This window comes from Haloactinospora alba (assembly GCF_006717075.1).
GTDB lineage: Bacteria > Actinomycetota > Actinomycetes > Streptosporangiales > Streptosporangiaceae > Haloactinospora > Haloactinospora alba.
The window spans coordinates 17,546-35,294 of the sequence record NZ_VFQC01000001.1; the positions used below are offsets into that span (position 1 = coordinate 17,546).

At 72.7% G+C, this 17,749-nt stretch carries 15 protein-coding genes and 1 riboswitch; of the genes, 5 read left to right on the forward strand and 10 right to left on the reverse strand.

Annotation, left to right across the window (positions count from 1 at the left end; genetic code table 11):
* Positions 1 to 118 precede the first annotated feature (118 nt).
* From FHX37_RS00105 to FHX37_RS00115, 3 genes are all read right to left on the reverse strand, one after another.
* The gene (locus FHX37_RS00105; RefSeq protein ID WP_141921440.1) at positions 119 to 1,021 is read right to left on the reverse strand and encodes a DMT family transporter; all 903 of its coding nucleotides are present in this window, start codon (positions 1,019 to 1,021) and stop codon (positions 119 to 121) included.
* A 278-nt stretch (positions 1,022 to 1,299) separates the two neighbouring features.
* On the reverse strand, positions 1,300 to 2,700 hold the full coding sequence (locus tag FHX37_RS00110; protein WP_141921441.1) for a HAMP domain-containing sensor histidine kinase: 1,401 nt from the start codon (positions 2,698 to 2,700) through the stop codon (positions 1,300 to 1,302).
* Positions 2,700 to 3,410, reverse strand: a complete 711-nt coding sequence (locus tag FHX37_RS00115) for a response regulator transcription factor (protein ID WP_141921442.1) — start codon at positions 3,408 to 3,410, stop codon at positions 2,700 to 2,702. The genes FHX37_RS00110 and FHX37_RS00115 overlap by 1 nt, the downstream gene beginning before the upstream one ends.
* Before the next feature lie 290 nt (positions 3,411 to 3,700).
* Between FHX37_RS00115 and FHX37_RS00120 the strand changes: the two genes are divergently transcribed.
* The 5 genes from FHX37_RS00120 to FHX37_RS00140 all read left to right on the forward strand — a co-directional run bounded on the left by FHX37_RS00120 (position 3,701) and on the right by FHX37_RS00140 (position 9,281).
* Complete coding sequence (locus FHX37_RS00120; RefSeq protein WP_141921443.1) at positions 3,701 to 4,606, forward strand: universal stress protein; 906 nt, start codon at positions 3,701 to 3,703, stop codon at positions 4,604 to 4,606.
* Positions 4,607 to 4,683: 77 nt separating this feature from the next.
* Positions 4,684 to 5,697, forward strand: a complete 1,014-nt coding sequence (locus FHX37_RS00125) for an NADPH:quinone oxidoreductase family protein (protein WP_141921444.1) — start codon at positions 4,684 to 4,686, stop codon at positions 5,695 to 5,697.
* Positions 5,690 to 6,502 carry an SDR family oxidoreductase gene (locus FHX37_RS00130; RefSeq protein ID WP_141921445.1) on the forward strand — a complete coding sequence of 271 codons (813 nt, stop codon included), beginning with the start codon at positions 5,690 to 5,692 and terminating at the stop codon, positions 6,500 to 6,502. The genes FHX37_RS00125 and FHX37_RS00130 overlap by 8 nt, the downstream gene beginning before the upstream one ends.
* A gap of 256 nt (positions 6,503 to 6,758) precedes the next feature.
* Positions 6,759 to 7,307, forward strand: a complete 549-nt coding sequence (locus FHX37_RS00135; RefSeq protein ID WP_141921446.1) for a COG4315 family predicted lipoprotein — start codon at positions 6,759 to 6,761, stop codon at positions 7,305 to 7,307.
* 126 nt (positions 7,308 to 7,433) lie between these two features.
* Positions 7,434 to 9,281, forward strand: a complete 1,848-nt coding sequence (locus FHX37_RS00140; protein WP_141921447.1) for a phosphoenolpyruvate carboxykinase (GTP) — start codon at positions 7,434 to 7,436, stop codon at positions 9,279 to 9,281.
* Positions 9,282 to 9,306: 25 nt separating this feature from the next.
* On the opposite strand, the gene FHX37_RS00145 is transcribed toward FHX37_RS00140, so the two are convergent.
* The 7 genes from FHX37_RS00145 to FHX37_RS00175 form a co-directional block, all read right to left on the reverse strand.
* Positions 9,307 to 10,206, reverse strand: coding sequence for an oxygenase MpaB family protein (locus FHX37_RS00145; RefSeq protein WP_141921448.1), 900 nt, complete (start codon positions 10,204 to 10,206; stop codon positions 9,307 to 9,309).
* A gap of 53 nt (positions 10,207 to 10,259) precedes the next feature.
* Positions 10,260 to 11,468 (reverse strand): cytochrome P450, encoded by a 1,209-nt coding sequence (locus FHX37_RS00150; RefSeq protein ID WP_141921449.1) that lies wholly within the window; start codon positions 11,466 to 11,468, stop codon positions 10,260 to 10,262.
* Positions 11,469 to 11,593: 125 nt separating this feature from the next.
* Positions 11,594 to 13,384: a thiamine pyrophosphate-requiring protein gene (locus FHX37_RS00155; RefSeq protein ID WP_141921450.1), complete on the reverse strand. Its 1,791-nt coding sequence runs from the start codon at positions 13,382 to 13,384 to the stop codon at positions 11,594 to 11,596.
* 185 nt (positions 13,385 to 13,569) lie between these two features.
* Entirely contained in the window at positions 13,570 to 14,661 is a 1,092-nt protein-coding gene (locus tag FHX37_RS00160; protein WP_141921451.1) for a FecCD family ABC transporter permease, read from the reverse strand.
* The gene (locus FHX37_RS00165) at positions 14,661 to 15,746 is read right to left on the reverse strand and encodes a FecCD family ABC transporter permease (protein ID WP_141921452.1); all 1,086 of its coding nucleotides are present in this window, start codon (positions 15,744 to 15,746) and stop codon (positions 14,661 to 14,663) included. Before FHX37_RS00165 ends, FHX37_RS00160 begins: the two co-directional genes overlap by 1 nt.
* A complete protein-coding gene (locus FHX37_RS00170) occupies positions 15,746 to 16,810 on the reverse strand; it encodes an ABC transporter substrate-binding protein (protein ID WP_141921453.1) in 1,065 nt (354 codons plus the stop codon). Before FHX37_RS00170 ends, FHX37_RS00165 begins: the two co-directional genes overlap by 1 nt.
* A 26-nt stretch (positions 16,811 to 16,836) precedes the next feature.
* A riboswitch (cobalamin riboswitch) is annotated at positions 16,837 to 17,020 on the reverse strand.
* Positions 17,021 to 17,172: 152 nt separating this feature from the next.
* A complete protein-coding gene (locus tag FHX37_RS00175) occupies positions 17,173 to 17,634 on the reverse strand; it encodes a hypothetical protein (protein ID WP_141921454.1) in 462 nt (153 codons plus the stop codon).
* Between the last annotated feature and the right edge of the window lie 115 nt (positions 17,635 to 17,749).

The window sequence follows — 17,749 nt, forward strand, 5'->3', positions numbered from 1 at the left end:
AACGGGAACGTTCTCACATGAAGTTGGCGGCGGGCGGACCGTCCCCGTCGCGCCCGCCGACGGTGGCCGTCTGCGCATTCCTTCCCCATGCGCAGGCGGCCGCGCGTTTCGGGGGCGGCTACCGGGAGGCGAGGGCGTGTTCCGGCTGCCGCGTCCCGTCGGCGGGCACCCGCGCCGCGTTCCCGGAACGGCCCGGGGAGCGGGCCAGCGTCACCACCCCGGTCGCACCCAGCAGGGTCGCCCCGCCGGCGACGGCCGCGTTCCACGGGTCGGTGGGAAGCCGCTCCCCGAGGAAGGCCACGCCCACGACGGTGGCGGCCAGCGGGTCGCTGAGCAGCAGGATGGCGTAGGCGAGCGCGAACCGGCCGCTGCGGTAGGCGTTCTGCACCAGCACCGCGCCGCACAGCCCCACCGCGACCGCGATCGCGGTCAGCGGGTGCACCAGCGCCACCGGGTTCTCCAGCACGGCCACCCCGACGAGGCGTGCCAGCGCGGAGGACACCCCGTAGGCGGCCCCGCCCGCCAGGGCGAGCGCCCCCGCCCGGACCGTGCCGCCGCCCCACCGCGCGACACCCAGGCACCCCAGCATCACCGCCGCGCACCCCACCGACAGGGCGACCGTCTCGCCGGGGGACAAGACGGGTGTTTCCGTGTCCTGGGGGAGGCTGCTCACCAGCCCCGCCAACGCGACCGTGACCGCGAACGACCCGGCGACCTGGGCGAGGGTGAGCCGCCTCCGGGTGAAGAACGCCGACAGCAGCACCGCGAACGGCAGCCCGCTGATACTGATCGGCTGGATGACGACCAGCGGAGCCTGGGTCAGCGCCCAGATGTGGGCAGCGACCCCACTGGCGGTGAGCAGGGTTCCCGCCAGCCAGTGCGGGCTGCGGCAGAGGTGCCGCAACAGCCGCAGCTGGTTGATGCCGACGGCTGGAGCGCTGAGGACGGTCCGCTCCTGCAACGCCGCCCCGGCGGCCACCGCCAGAGCGCCCGCCACGGCGACGAGCACGACTCCTGTCATGGGCGGTTCGACTCCTTCCCGACGCTGCTGGTTGGCCGCCCAGGCCCTGTTCAGCGGACGCGTGTCCGTACTACGCGGCGCCCCGGCACCGTGCTGGCCGCGTTCCCGTCAGTGGACAGAGGATCCGCTCCGCCTCCCTCCCGGCCGCGCCGGCACGGCACCGGCCGCGCCGCCCGCGACGGACGATGCCCACCGAACAGGACCCAGGGCACACCACTGCCCCCGGCATGGTCGGACAGGGAGGGTGAAACACCGGTAAAGCTCTGCGGTGCGGAAGCTCACTCCCACAGGGTAGGAAGGTGGAAACCGATGACCGCGCCGCCGCCCTCCCGGTTCCGGGCGAACACGGTACCGCCGTGTTCGGCGGCGATGTCGGCGACCATGGACAGTCCCAACCCGGAGCCGGACATGCCCCGCGCCGCGGGGGAGCGGTAGAACCGCTCGAAGACGTGGCCGAGCTCCTCCTCGGCGATGCCGGGGCCGCGGTCGCGGACCTCCACCCGGCCGCCGGCTATGGCGACCTCGATGGGCTGGGAACCCTCGGTGTCGAACTTGGCGGCGTTCTCCACCGGGTTGGACAGGGCCCGCTCCAGGGAGCTGGGGCGTCCCCGCACCACGCTCCCGTCGGCGTCCACGGTGACCTCCCGGCCGGTGCGCCGCTGCACCCGTTGGGCCACCCGCTGGGCCAGCTCCCGCAGCTCCACGTCCTGTTCCGGTTCGTCGCGCCGGTTCTCCGTGGCCAGCTCGACGAGCTCGTTGACCAGGTCGGTCAGTTCGCGCGCCTCCCCCTGCAGGTCGTCGATGAGGCGCTGGCGGGCCTGCGGGTCGAGCTGGTCGAACCGCTGCAGCACGCTGGCGTTCGTCCGGAGGCTGGTCAGCGGGGTGCGCAGCTCGTGGGAGGCGTTCTGCACCAGGCGCCGCTGCTCCTCCCGGGAACTGGCCAGCCGGGCCAGCATCGCGTTGAACGCCCGCCCGAGCCGGCGGACCTCGTTGCGCCCCGCCTCACCCAGTTCCGGGGTGACCTGGTCCACCCGGCCGGTGGAGGTGACGTACTCGGCGGTCTCGGTGAGCCGCACGAGCCGGCCGGTGGTGCCGCGGCCCACCAGCCACCCCGTCAGGGCGGCCCCGACCAGTACCGCCAGACCCACCACCAGCGTCTGCAGCGCCAGCGAGTCCAGGATGCGCTCCGTCGGCGAGAGGCGCTGTCCGACCAGGACCGCACCGTTCCCGCCGCCGAGCGACACGGCGGCGATCCGGTAGTCCTCCTCGTTGGCGCTGTCGTTGCGGGTGGCCACCACACCGGGCTCCCGCTCGGCGGCGGTCTCCCGGTCCTCCTGGCGCACCGGCAGGATCTCCAACGCGTCCCCCTGCCGCACCGGAACGGCGACGCTCCCGTCGGGGCGCAGCACCTGGAAGGCGAACGTGTCCGAGTGCAGCACCTGCAGCGAGTCGGGACTGATGCTGTCCCGCCCCGCCTGCGGTTCGCTCAGGTCGGAGGAGAGGCTCTCCACGGTGGAGTCGAACTCGTCGCGCGCGTCGGTGCGGATCAGTGAGGCCGCCGTGTTGTAGGCCAGCGACCCCACCAGGGCGATGACGAGGGCGGCCACCAGCGCGAACGCCACCGCGAACCTGCTGCCGAGTTTCCACTGCCCCACCGGGGCCGGGCGCGGGACACGCATCACTGGCCGTCCTGGGGCCGCAGGGTGTAGCCCACGCCGCGCACCGTCTGGATGAGCGGCGGCGCCTGCGGGTCGGACTCGAGCTTACGGCGGAGGTAGCTGATGTACACCGCGAGGTTCTTGGACTCGGGCCCGAAGTCGTAACCCCAGATGCGGTCGTAGATCGTGACGTGCTCCAGGACGATGCCGGCGTTGCGCACCAGCAGTTCCAGCAGGTCGAACTCCGTCTTGGAGAGGTCCACCTCGCGGCCTCCCCGCCACACGCGCCGCCCCGCGGGGTCGAGGTACAGATCCCCCACCTGCAGCGGGGGCTCGGGCCGCCCGTCCTCCAGCGTGGGGCTCGAACGGCGCAGCAGGGCACGCACCCGCGCCAGCAGCTCCTCCAGCTCGAAGGGCTTGGGCAGGTAGTCGTCCGCGCCGGCGTCCAGCCCGGCAACCCGGTCGGAGGTCTCCACCCGCGCGGTGAGCATCAGGATCGGCGTGCGGTCGCCCTCGGCGCGCATCACCCGGCACACCCCCAACCCGTCCACGCTGGGCATCATCACGTCCAGAACGACCAGGTCCAGCGGTTCGGCGTGCACCGCGGCCAGGGTCTGGGCCCCGTCGCTGGCGGTGCGGACCTCGTAGCCCTCCAGCTGGAGGGCCCGTTCCAGGGAGTCCCGGATAGCGCGGTCATCGTCGGCGATGAGGAGACGGCCGGCTGAACTCATGGCAGCCATACTGACGCATTCGGGTAAGGGGCTGGTAAACGACACGATGCCGCTGGCCGGTCGGGGCGCCGCGCGGAACACGCGGCCGGGTGCGGAACGCGCGGCCGGTGTGACCCACCATCGGGGGCGGGTCCCGTTCGACGGGCGCGTGCGCGTCGTCGTGGTGCCGCGCCGGCGGTGTCCGCGTGAGTCGGCGGAGGAGCCGCGGACAGCGCCCGTTGAACGGGACCCGGTGGGCTGAACCCGCTGCTGGCGGGTAGTACGGAACCGTTGACGGAAGGAGGTGCACCATGGACAGCACTGCCCCGGACCGGTGGGTGGTCGTCGGCGTGGACGGGTCGGACTCCAGCCGCTACGCCCTGGAGTGGTCGGGAAACGAGGCCGCCCTGCGCGGGTTGGGGATACGCATCGTGAGCGCTGTCGGCAGGATCGAGGCGGACGGCCCCTTCGGCGACCTCGTCGGCGGCGGGGACGCGTCGGCGTGGTCGCGTTCGCGCGACGCCCGGGCGCTGGTGGACTACGCGCGGGAGTGGATACTGCGGATCTTCCCGGAACTGCACGTCGAGACCCGCATCGCCACCGAACGGCCCGCGAACGCCCTCCTCGCCGAGGCCTCCGCGGACGACGCCGCCGCTGTCGTCGTGGGGTCGCGCGGTCTGAGCGGGCTGGCCGCGGCGTTCATCGGTTCGGTCGGGGTGGAGCTGGCGGCGGACTCCCCGGTGCCGGTCGTGGTCATGCCGAAGAAGCACGAGAACGTCCAGGGGGTCAAGGGCCGCATCATCGTCGGCGCCGACGGGTCCGAACCCAGCCGCAGGGCCGTCGAGTTCGCGTTCACCCAGGCCTCCCAGCGCGGTACCGAGGTGGTGGCGGTCTGCGCGTGGCAGCCGATGGCGGCGTTCGCGTCCTCGGTGGGGCCGGTGCCGCCGGACGCGTTCGACGACGACGCGGTGGCCGAGTCGGCGCGCAGGACGGCCGAGCAGGAGGTGTCCGGGATGCGGGAGCGCCACCCCGACGTGGAGGTGGACATCCGGGCGGTGCGCGCCCACCCGGTCGTGGCGCTGCTGGAGGTGGGTACGCCCGCCGACCTGATCGTGATCGGCTCGCGCGGCCGCGGCGGTTTCGCGGGTCTGCTGCTGGGGTCGATCAGCCAGTCGGTGCTGCACGGCGCGAAGGGGCCGGTCGCCATCGTGCACTGACCCGCCGCTTGACGCCGGGACGGTGGCGCGATTCACTCGGTACCGACTGGTTGGTATCCAATGAGCGGAGGCGGACAGTGCAAGCATTGCGGGTACACGAGCCCGGGGAGCCGCGCGACGTGCTGCGACCCGAGGAGATCCACCCTCCCCGGCCCGGGAAGGGTGAGGTGCTGGTCCGGGTCCGCGCCGCCCCCGTGAACTTCCCGGACGCCCTCCTCTGCCGCGAGATGTACCAGGTGAAACCGCCCATGCCGTTCACCCCCGGTGTGGAGCTCTGCGGCGACGTGGTCGAACCGGGAGAGGGCGTCACCGGCCTCGCCGAGGGCGACCGGGTGATCGGCGGGGCCGAGCTCCCCGCCGGCGCGTTCGCCGAGTACGCCCTCATGTCCGCCGACAGCGCCTACCCCGCCCCGGCCTCCCTCGGCGACGACGCGGCCGCGGCGATGTTCATCGCCTACCAGACCGGCTGGTTCGCGTTGCACCGCCGTGCCGGGCTGCGCGAGGGCGAGACCGTGCTGGTGCACGCCGCCGCCGGCGGTGTCGGCAGCGCCGCCATCCAGCTCGCCAAGGCCGCCGGGGCGCGGGTGATCGCCGTCGCCGGCGGCGCCGAGAAGGCCCGCACCGCCAGCGAGCTCGGCGCGGACATCGTCGTCGACCGCAGGAGCGACGACTTCGTCCCCGTGGTGAAGGACGCCACCGACCAGCGCGGCGCCGACGTCGTCTTCGACCCGGTCGGCGGGGACGCGTTCGCCCGCTCCACCAAGTGCGTCGCCTTCGAGGGCCGCATCGTGATCATCGGGTTCGCCAGCGGAACCATCCCCACTCCGGGCCTCAACCACGCGCTGATCAAGAACTACAGTCTGCTGGGGCTGCACTGGGGGCTGTACCGGCAGCGCGCCCCGGAACTCGTCACCGAGGCGCACCACCACCTCACCGACCTCGCCGACAGGGGGCTCATCTCCCCGCTGGTGAGCGAACGCGTCGACGCCGGATCCCTCCCCGACGCGGTGCAGCGCGTCGCCGAGGGGTCCACGACCGGACGGCTCGTCTTCCGTCCCCAGACCGGAACAGGAGAACCCCCCCATGCCTGACGCGTTCACCGCGGACGGCGCGACCGTCGTCGTCACCGGCGGCGCCAGCGGCATCGGCTACGCCCTGGCCCAGCGTTTCCTGCGCGAGGGCGCCGCGCGTGTCCTGGTGGCCGACCGCGACCCGGACCGCACCCGCAACGCCGCGATCGAACTGGGGGAGCGGGCCCACCCGGTCACGCTCGACGTGACCGACGAGGACGCCGTCGCGAGCGCGGTCGCCAGCATCGAGGAGGAGCACGCGCCGATCGACCTGTGGTGCTCCAACGCGGGGGTCGCCGCGGGGGACGGGCTCGGCGGCGACGCCGACTGGGAGGCCTCCTGGCGGGTGCACGTGCTCGCGCACGTCCACGTCGCCCGCGCGCTGCTTCCCCGCATGGCCGAGCGCGGCCGCGGGCACCTGCTCGTCACCGCCTCCGCCGCCGGCCTGCTGACGCAGCTGGACAGCGCGCCCTACTCGGTGACGAAACACGGAGCCGTCGCGCTGGCCGAGTGGTTGGCGATCCGCTACGGCGACGCGGGGGTGGGCGTCTCCTGCCTCTGCCCCCAGGGGGTGCACACCCCCATGACGGCCGGGGACGGCGCGGACTCGGCCACCCGGTTGGGCGGGGCCTACCTGGAGCCGCACGAGGTCGCCGACACCGCGGTCTCGGCCCTGCGGGAGGGACGGTTCCTGGTGCTGCCGCACCCCGAGGCGGCCGAGTACGAACTGCACCGCAGCCAGGACCGGGACCGGTGGATCGCGGGCATGCGGCGCGCCTGGGCCAAACTCCGCGGCGCGGCGCAGGGCGGTACGCGTTCCCGCTGATTCCGCGGTCGCCCACGCGACGCACGCAGCGTGGAGGTGTTTTCCGCCGGTTCCGGTGCGAGTGGCGCGTTTCGCCGGTCACGGGCTCGGATGCGCATTCCGTGAATAACATATTTTGTGGAATTTCCTGAAAATTCGGTTCCTTTTCTTACTGTTCGGTGGCCCCGCCTGTCGCGAAAAGCCTGCGGGATTCGCGGTTGGATAATGGAATGGTCGGGGAGGGGTTTCCACGGAACACGGAACCGGAAGGAAGAGCATGCGGATCTCGGGCAGGGTGCTCGCGCTCGGCGGGTGCGTGGTGCTGGCGGTGGCGGGCTGCGACGGCGACGGCGGTGACGGTGGCTACGGCGCCCCGGAGACAACGGGGGAGGAGACCACGGCCTCCCCCGAGACCGACGGGTCCACGCTGAACGCCACCGAGGACAGCGACGCGGGGGAGGCGGTGGTCGACGCCGAGGGCTACACCCTCTACCTGTTCACGGCCGACTCCAACGACCCGCCGGCGTCGAACTGCACGGACGCGTGCGCCGAACAGTGGCCGCCCGTCACCGTCGACGGGAAGGTGACCGCCGACGGCATCGGAAACGACCGCACCGGAACCGTCGAGCGGGGGGAGGGGGAGGAACAGGTCACTCTCGACGGTTGGCCGCTCTACCGCTACGCCGGTGACGTCTCCCCTGGTGACGCCCATGGTCAGGGAGTCAACGACTCGTGGTTCGTGATTACCCCAGAGGGAGAGAAATCTGACTATTCGGGCCCCGAGTCGCCGTCCACCCCCGAGGACGGTGGGGGCGGCGGGTACTGACACTCCCCGCCCGGGCGGGCCACACCGCCGCTCACGGCCGGAATGCTTCCGAACACGGCGGTGATGCCGGTGTTTCTAGACCTTTGGTCTAAACCAATTAGCCGGACAGCGGTTTCGTACTCCATGATGCGAGAACTCGATTACCTACGAGGAGCCGCTGTGACTGATCTGGTAGCTGATACCGACGTGGCGCCCACTCGCCACCAGGGACTGATCGAATGGGTACGCGAGATCGCTGCCCTGACCCAACCGGACGACGTCGTCTGGTGCGACGGTTCCCAGGACGAGTGGGAGCGCCTGACCGGTCTGCTGGAAGAGCAGGGATCGTTCATCCGCCTCAACCCCGAGCTGCGGCCGAACAGCTTCCTCTGCCGTTCCGACCCCAGCGACGTCGCCCGGGTCGAGGACCGCACGTTCATCTGCTCCGAGCGCAAGCAGGACGCCGGCCCCACCAACAACTGGGCCGAGCCCAACGAGATGCGCACCACGCTCAACGGCCTCTTCGACGGCTGCATGCGCAGCCGCACCATGTACGTGGTCCCGTTCTGCATGGGCCCCCTGGGCGGCAACATCTCCCAGCTCGGCGTGGAGATCACCGACTCCGCCTACGTCGCCGTGTCCATGCGGATCATGGCCCGGATGGGCGAACCGGCCCTGCGCGAGATCGAGAGGAACGGCACCTTCGTCAAGGCCGTGCACTCGGTCGGCGCGCCGCTGGAGCCGGGCCAGCAGGACGTCGCCTGGCCGTGCAACAGCACCAAGTACATCACGCACTTCCCCGAGACCCGCGAGATCTGGTCGTTCGGTTCCGGCTACGGCGGTAACGCCCTGCTGGGCAAGAAGTGCTACGCCCTGCGCATCGCCTCGGTCATGGCGCGCGACGAGGGCTGGCTCGCCGAGCACATGCTCGTCCTGAAGGTCACCCCGCCCAAGGGAAGCCCCCGCTACATCGCGGCGGCGTTCCCCAGCGCCTGCGGCAAGACCAACCTGGCCATGCTGAACCCCACCATCCCCGGGTGGAAGGTGGAGACGGTCGGCGACGACATCGCCTGGATGCGCTACGGCGAGGACGGCCGGCTGCGCGCGATCAACCCCGAGGCCGGGTTCTTCGGCGTCGCCCCCGGCACCGGTGAGGACACCAACGCCAACGCCGTCAACACGCTGTGGGGCAACAGCATCTTCACGAACGTCGCGCTGACCGACGAGGGCGACGTGTGGTGGGAGGGCCTCACCAAACAGCCGCCCGAGCACCTCGTCGACTGGAAGGGGCGCGACTGGACCCCGGACTCCCCGGAGCCGGCCGCCCACCCCAACGCGCGCTTCACCACGCCGGCCGGGCAGGCGCCCACCATCGCCGACGAGTGGGAGGACCCCGCCGGGGTGCCCATCGACGCCATCCTGTTCGGCGGGCGGCGCGCCTCCACCGTGCCGCTGGTCACCGAGTCCTTCACCTGGCAGCACGGCGTCTACCTCGGCGCCAACGTCGCCTCCGAGAAGACCGCCGCCGCCGAGGGCAACGTCGGTGAGCTGCGCCGCGACCCCTTCGCGATGCTGCCGTTCTGCGGCTACAACATGGGGGACTACTTCGGCCACTGGCTCCGCGTCGGCAAGGCCACCGAGGCGGAGAAGCTCCCCCGCATCTTCTACGTCAACTGGTTCCGCAAGGACGGTGACGGCCGCATCGTGTGGCCCGGCTTCGCCGAGAACAGCCGCGTCATCAAGTGGATCGTGCAGCGGCTGGACGGGGAGGCCAACGCCGCCCGGACGCCGATCGGCAACGTGCCCGACCCCCAGGACATCGACACCAGCGGGCTGGACACCACCAGGGAGGACATGGACTTCGTCCTGTCCGTGGACCGCGACGCCTGGCGGGAGGAAGCCGACCTGGTGCCGGAGTTCTTCCGCACCTTCGGCGAGCACCTCCCCGACGAGCTCTGGGACGAGTACCACGCCCTGCGGGAACGGCTCGGCTAGCGCCCGTCGGACAGGCCCTCAGGGCCTACTCGGAGCGGCGGCCCCCTCCAGGGGTGGGGGCCCTGCGCAGGGGCGGCCGGGTGCGGCCGCCCCACCACAGCCGCACGGCCGAGCGGGAGCGGCGCCCCGGGCGCCGGTAGAGGCGGTTACGGGCGGCCTGGCGGCGCATGTCGCGCATGTAGGCGTTCTTCGGCAGCGTGCGCACCGGCCGGGGAAGCCGCGGGTAGACGACACGCAGCACCCTGCCCAGCCGGTCGAACCTCCGCTGCTGGCGCGGCCCCCACGCGATGCCGAACCCCTCCCGCAGCCGGGGCGGGAGCACCCCCGCCGCCAGGAAACGCTGCGCCCGCACCGCCGGGCGGAGCAGCGGGTTGGCGGGGGCGAACAGTTCCGCCGCGATCTCCCTGCCCTCGGGGGGAACCTCGATGCTGTCCACCATGCCGGCCCAGTAGCGGTCGAACGCGGCGCGGCTCGCCGGCCAGGAGTCGGCGGGACAGCCCAGCGCGGTCGCGAACACCGCCGACTGGGCGTACAGCTCGTCCTTCTCCCCATCCGGCATCGGTCCCATCGCCAGTTCGTGGAACCGCACCGCCCCGGCGTACAACGTGGCCGCCACCCACACCTGCAGGTCGGGATCCAGACCGTGGTAGCCGGGACCGGCCACCTTCGTGTGCATCGCCCGCACGATCGCCGCGATCCGGTCGGCCTCGGCGCGGGTGCCGAACACGGTGCCGTACACGAACGTCAACGTCCCCCGCAGCCGATTCACCGGGCGGGAGGTGAAGTCGCTGTGCTCGCGCACCCCCCGGCCCACGCTCGGGTGGGCCACCTGCAGCAGGATCGCGTAGGCGGCCCCGCCGAGGACGGCCGCCTCCCCGGTGACCCGGCGGATCGCGGTGTCGTCGCGGAACAGTCCCTCGACCATACCGGCAATCCTAGTCGCCGCGTCCGCGCCAGTCGGGGAACCCGGCGGCCGGGTCACGTCCACGTCAGCGGCAGCTCCACGGGGGAGCGGTGGATCAGGGTGGGCTCCATCCCCACCTCGGCCCCGCGGGCGATCCGCACCTCGGGGATCTCCCGCAGGAGAGCCCGCAGTGTGGCCTGCACCTGCTGCCGGGCGAGCAGTATCCCGGGGCAGGCGTGCGGGCCGTGCCCGAACGCGAGGTTCGGCCGCACGCGGCGGGTCACGTCGAGAACGTCGGGGCGCTCGTGCGCCGCGCCGTCCCGGTTCGCCGAGCCGAACGCGACGAACACGACACTGCCGGGCGGCAGCTTCACCCCGGAGAGTGTCACCGGGGCGGTGGTGAGACGCCGGAACCCCTGCAACGGCGGGTCGAAGCGGGCCGCCTCCGCCGCCGTGTTCGGCACCAGGCCGGGGCGCCGGCGCAGCGTCTCCCACTGCCGCCGGTCGGCCAGCAGGTGCAGGACGGAACTGCCGAGCAGCGCCGTCGTGGTGAGGTAGCCGGCCAGCAGGAAGTTCTGCACGCTCGACACCACCTCCCCGCGCCGCTGCCGGGAGAGCCCCTCGTCCCCGGGAACGAGGGCCCGCACGAACTCGGTGCACACGTCCGCGCGCGGGTGTTCCCACCGGTCGCGGACGTAGCTGTCCAACAGGTGCTGCAGCGCCGCCACCTCGCGGGCGGCGCGGAGCTGTTCCTCGTGGCCGAGGGGGCGGAACAGCAGCTCCTCGGCGCGGCGGATGCCGTGGAACACGGTGGGAACGTCGCGCGGGCCGAGCCCCACCAGCCGCCCCAGCACCTCGGCCGGCAGCACCCGGGCGTAGTCCCGCATCCACTCCGCACCGCCGCCGGCCGCCCGGCGGACCAGGTCAGACGCGCGTTCGTCGACGAACGGCGCCAGCTCCTCCACTCGCTGGCGGGACAGGCCCCGGTTGTGCGGGACGCGCAACCTCCGGTGCTGCTCCCCGTCCGAGGAGATCACCGTGGGTCCACCGCCGATCCCGTTGCCCAGCTCCGCCAGCACGTCGCCCGGCAGCGCCACCTCGGGCCGCAGCGCGTTCGCCGAGGAGAACTCCTCCGGGCGGCGCAGCACCTCGCGGGCGTCGGCGTCCCGCGCCACCAGCCACGCCTCCAACTCGGGGGAGAACGTGAGACCGCCGGCGCGGCGGGCCCGCGCGTAGTGCGGGTAGGGGTCGCACTGGAACGCCTCGAACGCGGCACGGTCCACGGGAAGCCTCCGGGAAGGGGCCGGGAAAACCACCACCGCGATCCTGTCCCATCGCGGGCGGCGCCACAAGGGCGGCCGGCAGGCAGCGGTGCCCCTCGGCCGCCGGGGCACTGCGGGTGGTGGCGCTATCCGCCGGTGCCCGGGAACACCTCCTGGGCCTTGGTCCTGATGCCCTCCCGGAGCACGGACCACGCCTCCGGGTCGCCCTTCGCCAGCGCGGCCGCCGTCGACTGGATCTGCTCCAGGGAGGCGTGCGGCGGGATGGGCGGGACGGCGGGGTCGGTCACGAACTCGATCACGCTGGGACCGGGGGTGTCCAGAGCGCGCTGCCACGCGTCCCGGACCTGGTCGGGAGAGTCCACCCTGGTGCCGCTGGGTCCCAGGCTGGTGGCGAACTCGGCGTAGGGCAGGTTCGGGAGCCGCTGGGACGGGAGGAACTGGGGCGATCCGCTCATCGCCCGCAGCTCCCAGGTGACCTGGTTGAGGTCGCCGTTGTTCAGCACGCCGACGACCAGGCGCGGGTCGGACCACTCCCGGGCGTAGTGCGCGATCGTGATCAGCTCGTTGATGCCGTTCATCTGCATGGCGCCGTCGCCGACCAGGGCGACCACCGGCCGGTCCGGGTGGGCGAACTTGGCGCCCGTGGCGTAGGGCACCCCCGGTCCCATGGTGGCCAGTGTCCCGGACAGCGAACCGCGCATGCCGGGCCGCATCGAGATGTAGCGGGCGTACCAGTTCGCCGCTGAACCCGAGTCCGAGGTCAGGATGGCGTCGTCGGGAAGCAGCGGGGACAGCTCCCAGAAGACCCGTTCCGGGTTGACGGGGTCGGCCTCCACGTGGGCGCGGCCCTCCAGTACCTCGTGCCACCGGCGGACGTTGGACTCCACCGTCTCGCGCCACGAACGGTCCGTGTTCCGCCGCAGCAGCGGCAGCAGTGACCGCAGTGTCGCCTTCGCGTCCCCCAGCAGGTTCACCTCGAACGGGTAGCGGAGGCCGATCATCGTGGGGTCCGCGTCGATCTGCACCGCCCGCGCCTGGCCGTACTCGGGGAGGAACTGGCTGTAGGGGAAGCTGGAGCCGACCATGAGGAAGGTATCGCAGTCCCGCATCAGCTCGTAGGAGGGGCGGGTCCCGAGCAGCCCGGCGGCGCCGGTGACGTAGGGGAGCTCGTCGTCGAGGACGTCCTTGCCGAGGAGTGCCTTGGCCACACCCGCGCCGAGCGTGTCAGCGACCTGCGACAGTTCCTCCCGCGCCTCCCGCGCCCCCTGGCCGGCGAGGATGGCCACCCGCCGGCCGGAGTTGAGGACCTCGGCGGCCCGCCGCAACTCCTCGGGTTCCGGCTCGACCCGCCCATGCGCCGCGTCGAGGCTTCCGGGAACCATCCTGAAATCGTGGGTCGGCGGGGAGTAGTCCAGTTCCTGCACGTCGCCCGGGACGATGACGGCGGTGACGGTGCGGCGGCTCTCGGCGATACGCATGGCGCGGTCGAGGACGTTGGGCAGCTGTTCGGGAACGTTCACCGTCGCCAGGTAGTCCGAGGCGACGTCCTTGTACAGCGCGTGCAGGTCCACCTCCTGCTGCATGGACCCGCCCATGGCGCTGCGGTCCGTCTGCCCGAGGACGGCCACCACGGGAGTGTGGTCCAGCCGCGCGTCGTAGAGCCCGTTGAGCAGGTGGATCGCCCCCGGACCCGACGTGGCCGCGCACACCCCCACCTTCCCGGAGAACTTGGCGTAGCCGGCCGCTTCGAAAGCCGCGAGCTCCTCGTGGCGGGACTGGACGAACACGGGGGCGTCGCTGGAGCGCTGCCACGCCGCCAGCAGGCCGTTGATGCCGTCGCCCGCGTACGAGAACACCCGCTCCACGCCCCAGTCGTGGAGCCGTTCGAGAATGTGGTCGGACACCTTCTGTGACACCCTCGCTCCTTGCGCGCTGCGATGGGACACGAGCAGGGGCCGGCCGTACCGGGCCCCGCACGGACACGGGGCCGCTATCCGACCGGAGGGAAGCGGAAACCCGCGCCGGCGCGTCCACCGCGCCCGGCGGCCCGCCTCCGGCACCGCGCGGCCCCGCGCCGCGCCTCGGACACAGCGCGTCGGGGCTACCCCCGGGTGCGGTTCGACCGCGCCAGCAGGTACAGCAGGTAGGGCGCCCCCAGGATGCCGGTCACCACGCCCACCGGCAGCTCCCCGCCGCCGAAACCGGTGCGGGCGAGCGCGTCGGAGAGCAGCACGAGCACCGCGCCGCATCCGGCGGCGGGAAGTATCCCGACCGCGCGTTCGGCCAGCAGCCGCCGCACGATCTGCGGCGCCGCCAGCGCCACGAACGCCACCGGCCCGGCCACCGCCGTCGCCAGCGCGGAGAACCCGGCGGCGGTGAGCAGCAACCCGCCCCGCGCCAGCCGCACCCGGCCGCCCAGCGCCACGGCGAGGTCGTCGCCCAGCTGCAACAGCCGCAGCTGGCGGGACAACCCCAGCGCCAACGGGGTCAGTACCGCCAGCGCGGCCGCGATCGTGGCCACGTGCGCCCAGTCCCGGTTGGCGAGGCTGCCGGTCAGCCACACCGTGGCGCGCTGGGCCGTGTCGATGTCGGCGCGGGTGATCATGTAGGAGGTCACGGAACCGAGCACGGCGCTCACCCCGATCCCCAGCAGCACCAGCCGGTTCCCGGAGACGCCCCGCTGGTAGGCCAGCAGGTACAGCAGCACCGCGGTGGCTACCGCCCCGCCGAGCGCGAACCCCGCCACCTGCAGGGCGGTGCCGCCGAGCACGGCGATGGCGGCCGTGGCGGCCGCGGCCGCGCCCGCGTTGATCCCGATCACGTCCGGGCTCACCAGCGGGTTGTGCGCCAACCGCTGCAGCAGCATCCCCGACATCGCCAGCGCCGCCCCCACCCCGGCGGCGGTCAGCGCGCGCGGCAGCCGCATCTGCACCACGATGTGGTTCACCATCGGGTCGGCGGTGCCTCCGGTGAGGGCTCGCACCACCTCCCGGGGCTCCACCGGGAAGTCCCCCATCGTCAGGGACAGCACCAGCGCCGCGGCCGCGAGCGCGGCCATGGCGGTGCCCACCGTCAGAGCGGGGGCGTCCAGCCGCAGCGACACGTCCCACGCCCGGGCCCGCACGATCCACGCGCCGGGCGGGCGGGCGCGTACGCGCCGCGGCGCGGCGGCGGTTCCGGCGGAGGCCGCCATCACATCCCCGCCCGCCGCTGGCGACGCACGAGGTAGATGAACACCGGTGCCCCGACGAGCGCCATCACGATCCCCACCTGCAACTCCTCCGGGCGGACCGCGACCCGCCCCACGATGTCGGCGGTCAGCAGCAGAGCCGGGGACAGCACCGCCGTCCACGGCACGATCCACCGGTAGTCCGGACCGGCCAGGGCGCGTGCCGCGTGCGGCACCGCCAACCCCAAAAAGCCGATCGGGCCCGCCGCCGCCGTGGCCGTGCCGGCCAGCAGCACCACGGTGACCCCGCCCAGCAGGCGCACCAGCCACAGCCGCAGCCCCAGCGCCTGGGCGAGTTCGTCCCCCAGCGCCAGCGCGTTCAGCTGCCGCACCAGCGCCACGGCCATGACCAGACCCACCGCGGCGAACGGCAGGGCCTGCGCCAGCATCTGCGACTCGGCGCCCGCCAGTGAGCCCACCGACCAGAACCGGTACTCGTCCAGACTCGTCCGGTCCCGCAGGATCACCGCCGAGGTCACCGACCCCAGCAGCGCCGACATGGCCGCACCCGCGAGCGCGAGCTTCACCGGGGTGACACCGTCGGAGCCGAGCGACGCCACCCCGTAGACCACCACCGTGGCCACCGCCGCGCCGACGAACGCGAACCACACGTAGCCGTTCACCGCCGTCACGCCGAGGAAGGTGATGGCCAGCACCGCCGCCAGGGACGCGCCGACGTTCACCCCGAGAATCCCCGGCCCGCCCAGCGGGTTGCGGGTCACCCCCTGCACCACCGCCCCCGCGACACCGAGGGCGACTCCCACCCCCACACCGGCGAGAGTGCGCGGGACCCGCAGGTGGGTCACGATCAGGTCGGTGTCGGAACCGGTGAAGTCGGCGTAGGCGGCGTACACGTCGGCGGGGGACAGCACCTCGCGTCCCACCAGCAGCGACGCCAGTGCCACGGCGGCCGTCACCAGGGCGGCCACGGCCAGCCCCGCGCCGCGTGCCCCGGCACCGCGCAGTAGCCCCGCCTCGGAGGTGCGCTCGTGCTGGCTGGTTCGGGCGGCCGCACCCGCGTACGTGGTGCCGGTCGCGGGGGCCGCCATCAGTCCCGCGTGTCGAACTGGTCGGGGTGGATGGTGCGCGCGATGTCCGCCACGACCCGGGCGCTGCGGACCCCGGCCGAACGGTCGGCGAACGTCCACTCGTGCACGTTGCCCTCCTCGACGGCGGTGACGTTGGCCAACGCCGGGTCGGAGGTGATCTCCTCCACCGACGGTGCCGCGTCGGCCGCGGTCATGTCGGCGTCGCAGCACACGTCGACGAAGATGTGGTCCGGGTCGCGGGCGATGATCTCCTCGGTCCCGAAGTTGGCGTGCCGCTCGTCCTTGACGTCGGCGGCGGCGTTCGTCCCGCCGGCGAGGTCGATCATCTCGGTGGCGAAGTCCGACGCCGCGGCGGCGCGGAACCCGTCGTCGCTGGGCCGGGCCACCATGACCTCCGGTTCGGACCCGGCGTCCTGAACGGCGTCCTCGACGTCGGCGACCGTCTGCTCCATGTCGGCCACGACCTCCTCGGCGCGGTCCTCGACGCCGAACACCGTGCCCAGGTCGCGCAGGTCGCCGTAGATGCTGTCCATGGTGACCGTGGAGGGGTCGATGGCCTGGTCGCCGCGCCCGTCCTCGCTGGGGCACAGCGGACTGAAGATCCAGCTCTCCACGCCGAGCTCGCGCAGGCTGGCGCGGGTGTCGAACCTCCCGTCGGTGAAGACGTCGTTGAACCCGGACAGGACGAAGTCGGGCTTGCGGCTGAGCATCTCCTCCCGGCTGGGGATCTCCGGGTAGTACTTCTGCTCGGACTGGACGTCGGCGTAGTCGTCGATGACCTTCGCGTCCAGGTAGGCGGTGCCGACCAGCCGGTCGCTGATCCCCAGGGCGTGGGCCATCTCGATGGCCGGCTGGTACACGGCGAACACCCGCTCGGGCGGGTTCTCGGCGGAGATCTCGACGTCGATGTCGCAGTTGCGGACCGTCTCGGCGTCGCCTCCGGCGTTGTCGGAGGACGCCTCGGGGGAACCACACGAGGCGGTGGTGAGGGCGGCGCAGAGCGCCACGAGCGACGCGTTCCGGATGCGGCGCGCCGCGGCGGGGTACGCGTTGTGTGCTGGCATGCGGGCCAACCATCCTTCGTGGTTCGGGCAACCGGACAGCCGTAGCCGGTCTCCTGGCTCCCGGAGCCGGGTGTCACCACCCCACACCCCTCCGCCTTCCCGGGACGAACGCGCCCGGTGGCGCCGTGGAGGAGTGTCCTCCGGTCACAGTGGCGAGGACCGCGCCGGATTCCCACCGGCTTCCCGTTCACTACGACAACGCGGAAGAACGTCTCATAACGGGAGGTAAGCCGCAACCCTCCCACGGTGAACATCCCCGGAAAAGAACGTCGTGACCAGCGAAAACGCGAGTCCGAATGTGTGGGGTGTCACCGGTGAGCACGGTGCGTGCGGGAGCGCCGCTCCCTGTGAGGGAGGGGTGTCTACGGGGCGGGCGGCGGGGGCGACTTTCCCGTCACCGGGCCGTGGAAGGTGGACCCGCGGAAGTCGACGTGGTCGCCGCCGTAGGAGGGGGCGGAGACGTCGCCGTGCACAGTTCCGGCCTGCACCGCGGTTCCGCGCACGTCACCCTCGACCCGGTTCCCGGCGTCCGTTCCGGGAGGCGGGGTGAACTCGTCACGCAGGGCACGCACCGCGGCGGTCGTGTCCGGGTCGTCGGTGAGCAGGCGGCACAGCGCGGGCCGCCACTCGGCGACCACCTCGCTGGCCAGTTCCGGTGAGTCGAGCGCCTCCGAGCGGGAACGCTCCAACTCCGCCGCCACGTCCTCACGCCCGTCCCCGAGCAGCACGGCCACCCGGTCACGCACCTCCGGCCACCGGTCCGTGGCCATAGCTCGAACCAGCGCCCGCGCTCCTGAAGTGGCCAGCTCGCCGGTTACGTCCATGCCCGGACCTCCTTCCGCCGCGGCCCGGGAGGACCCGAACCCGTTCCACTACCCAACAGAACGGTTCCCGCCGCGACTTCGTTGTATGCGGGGCCGGGGACAGTGGCCGGATCGG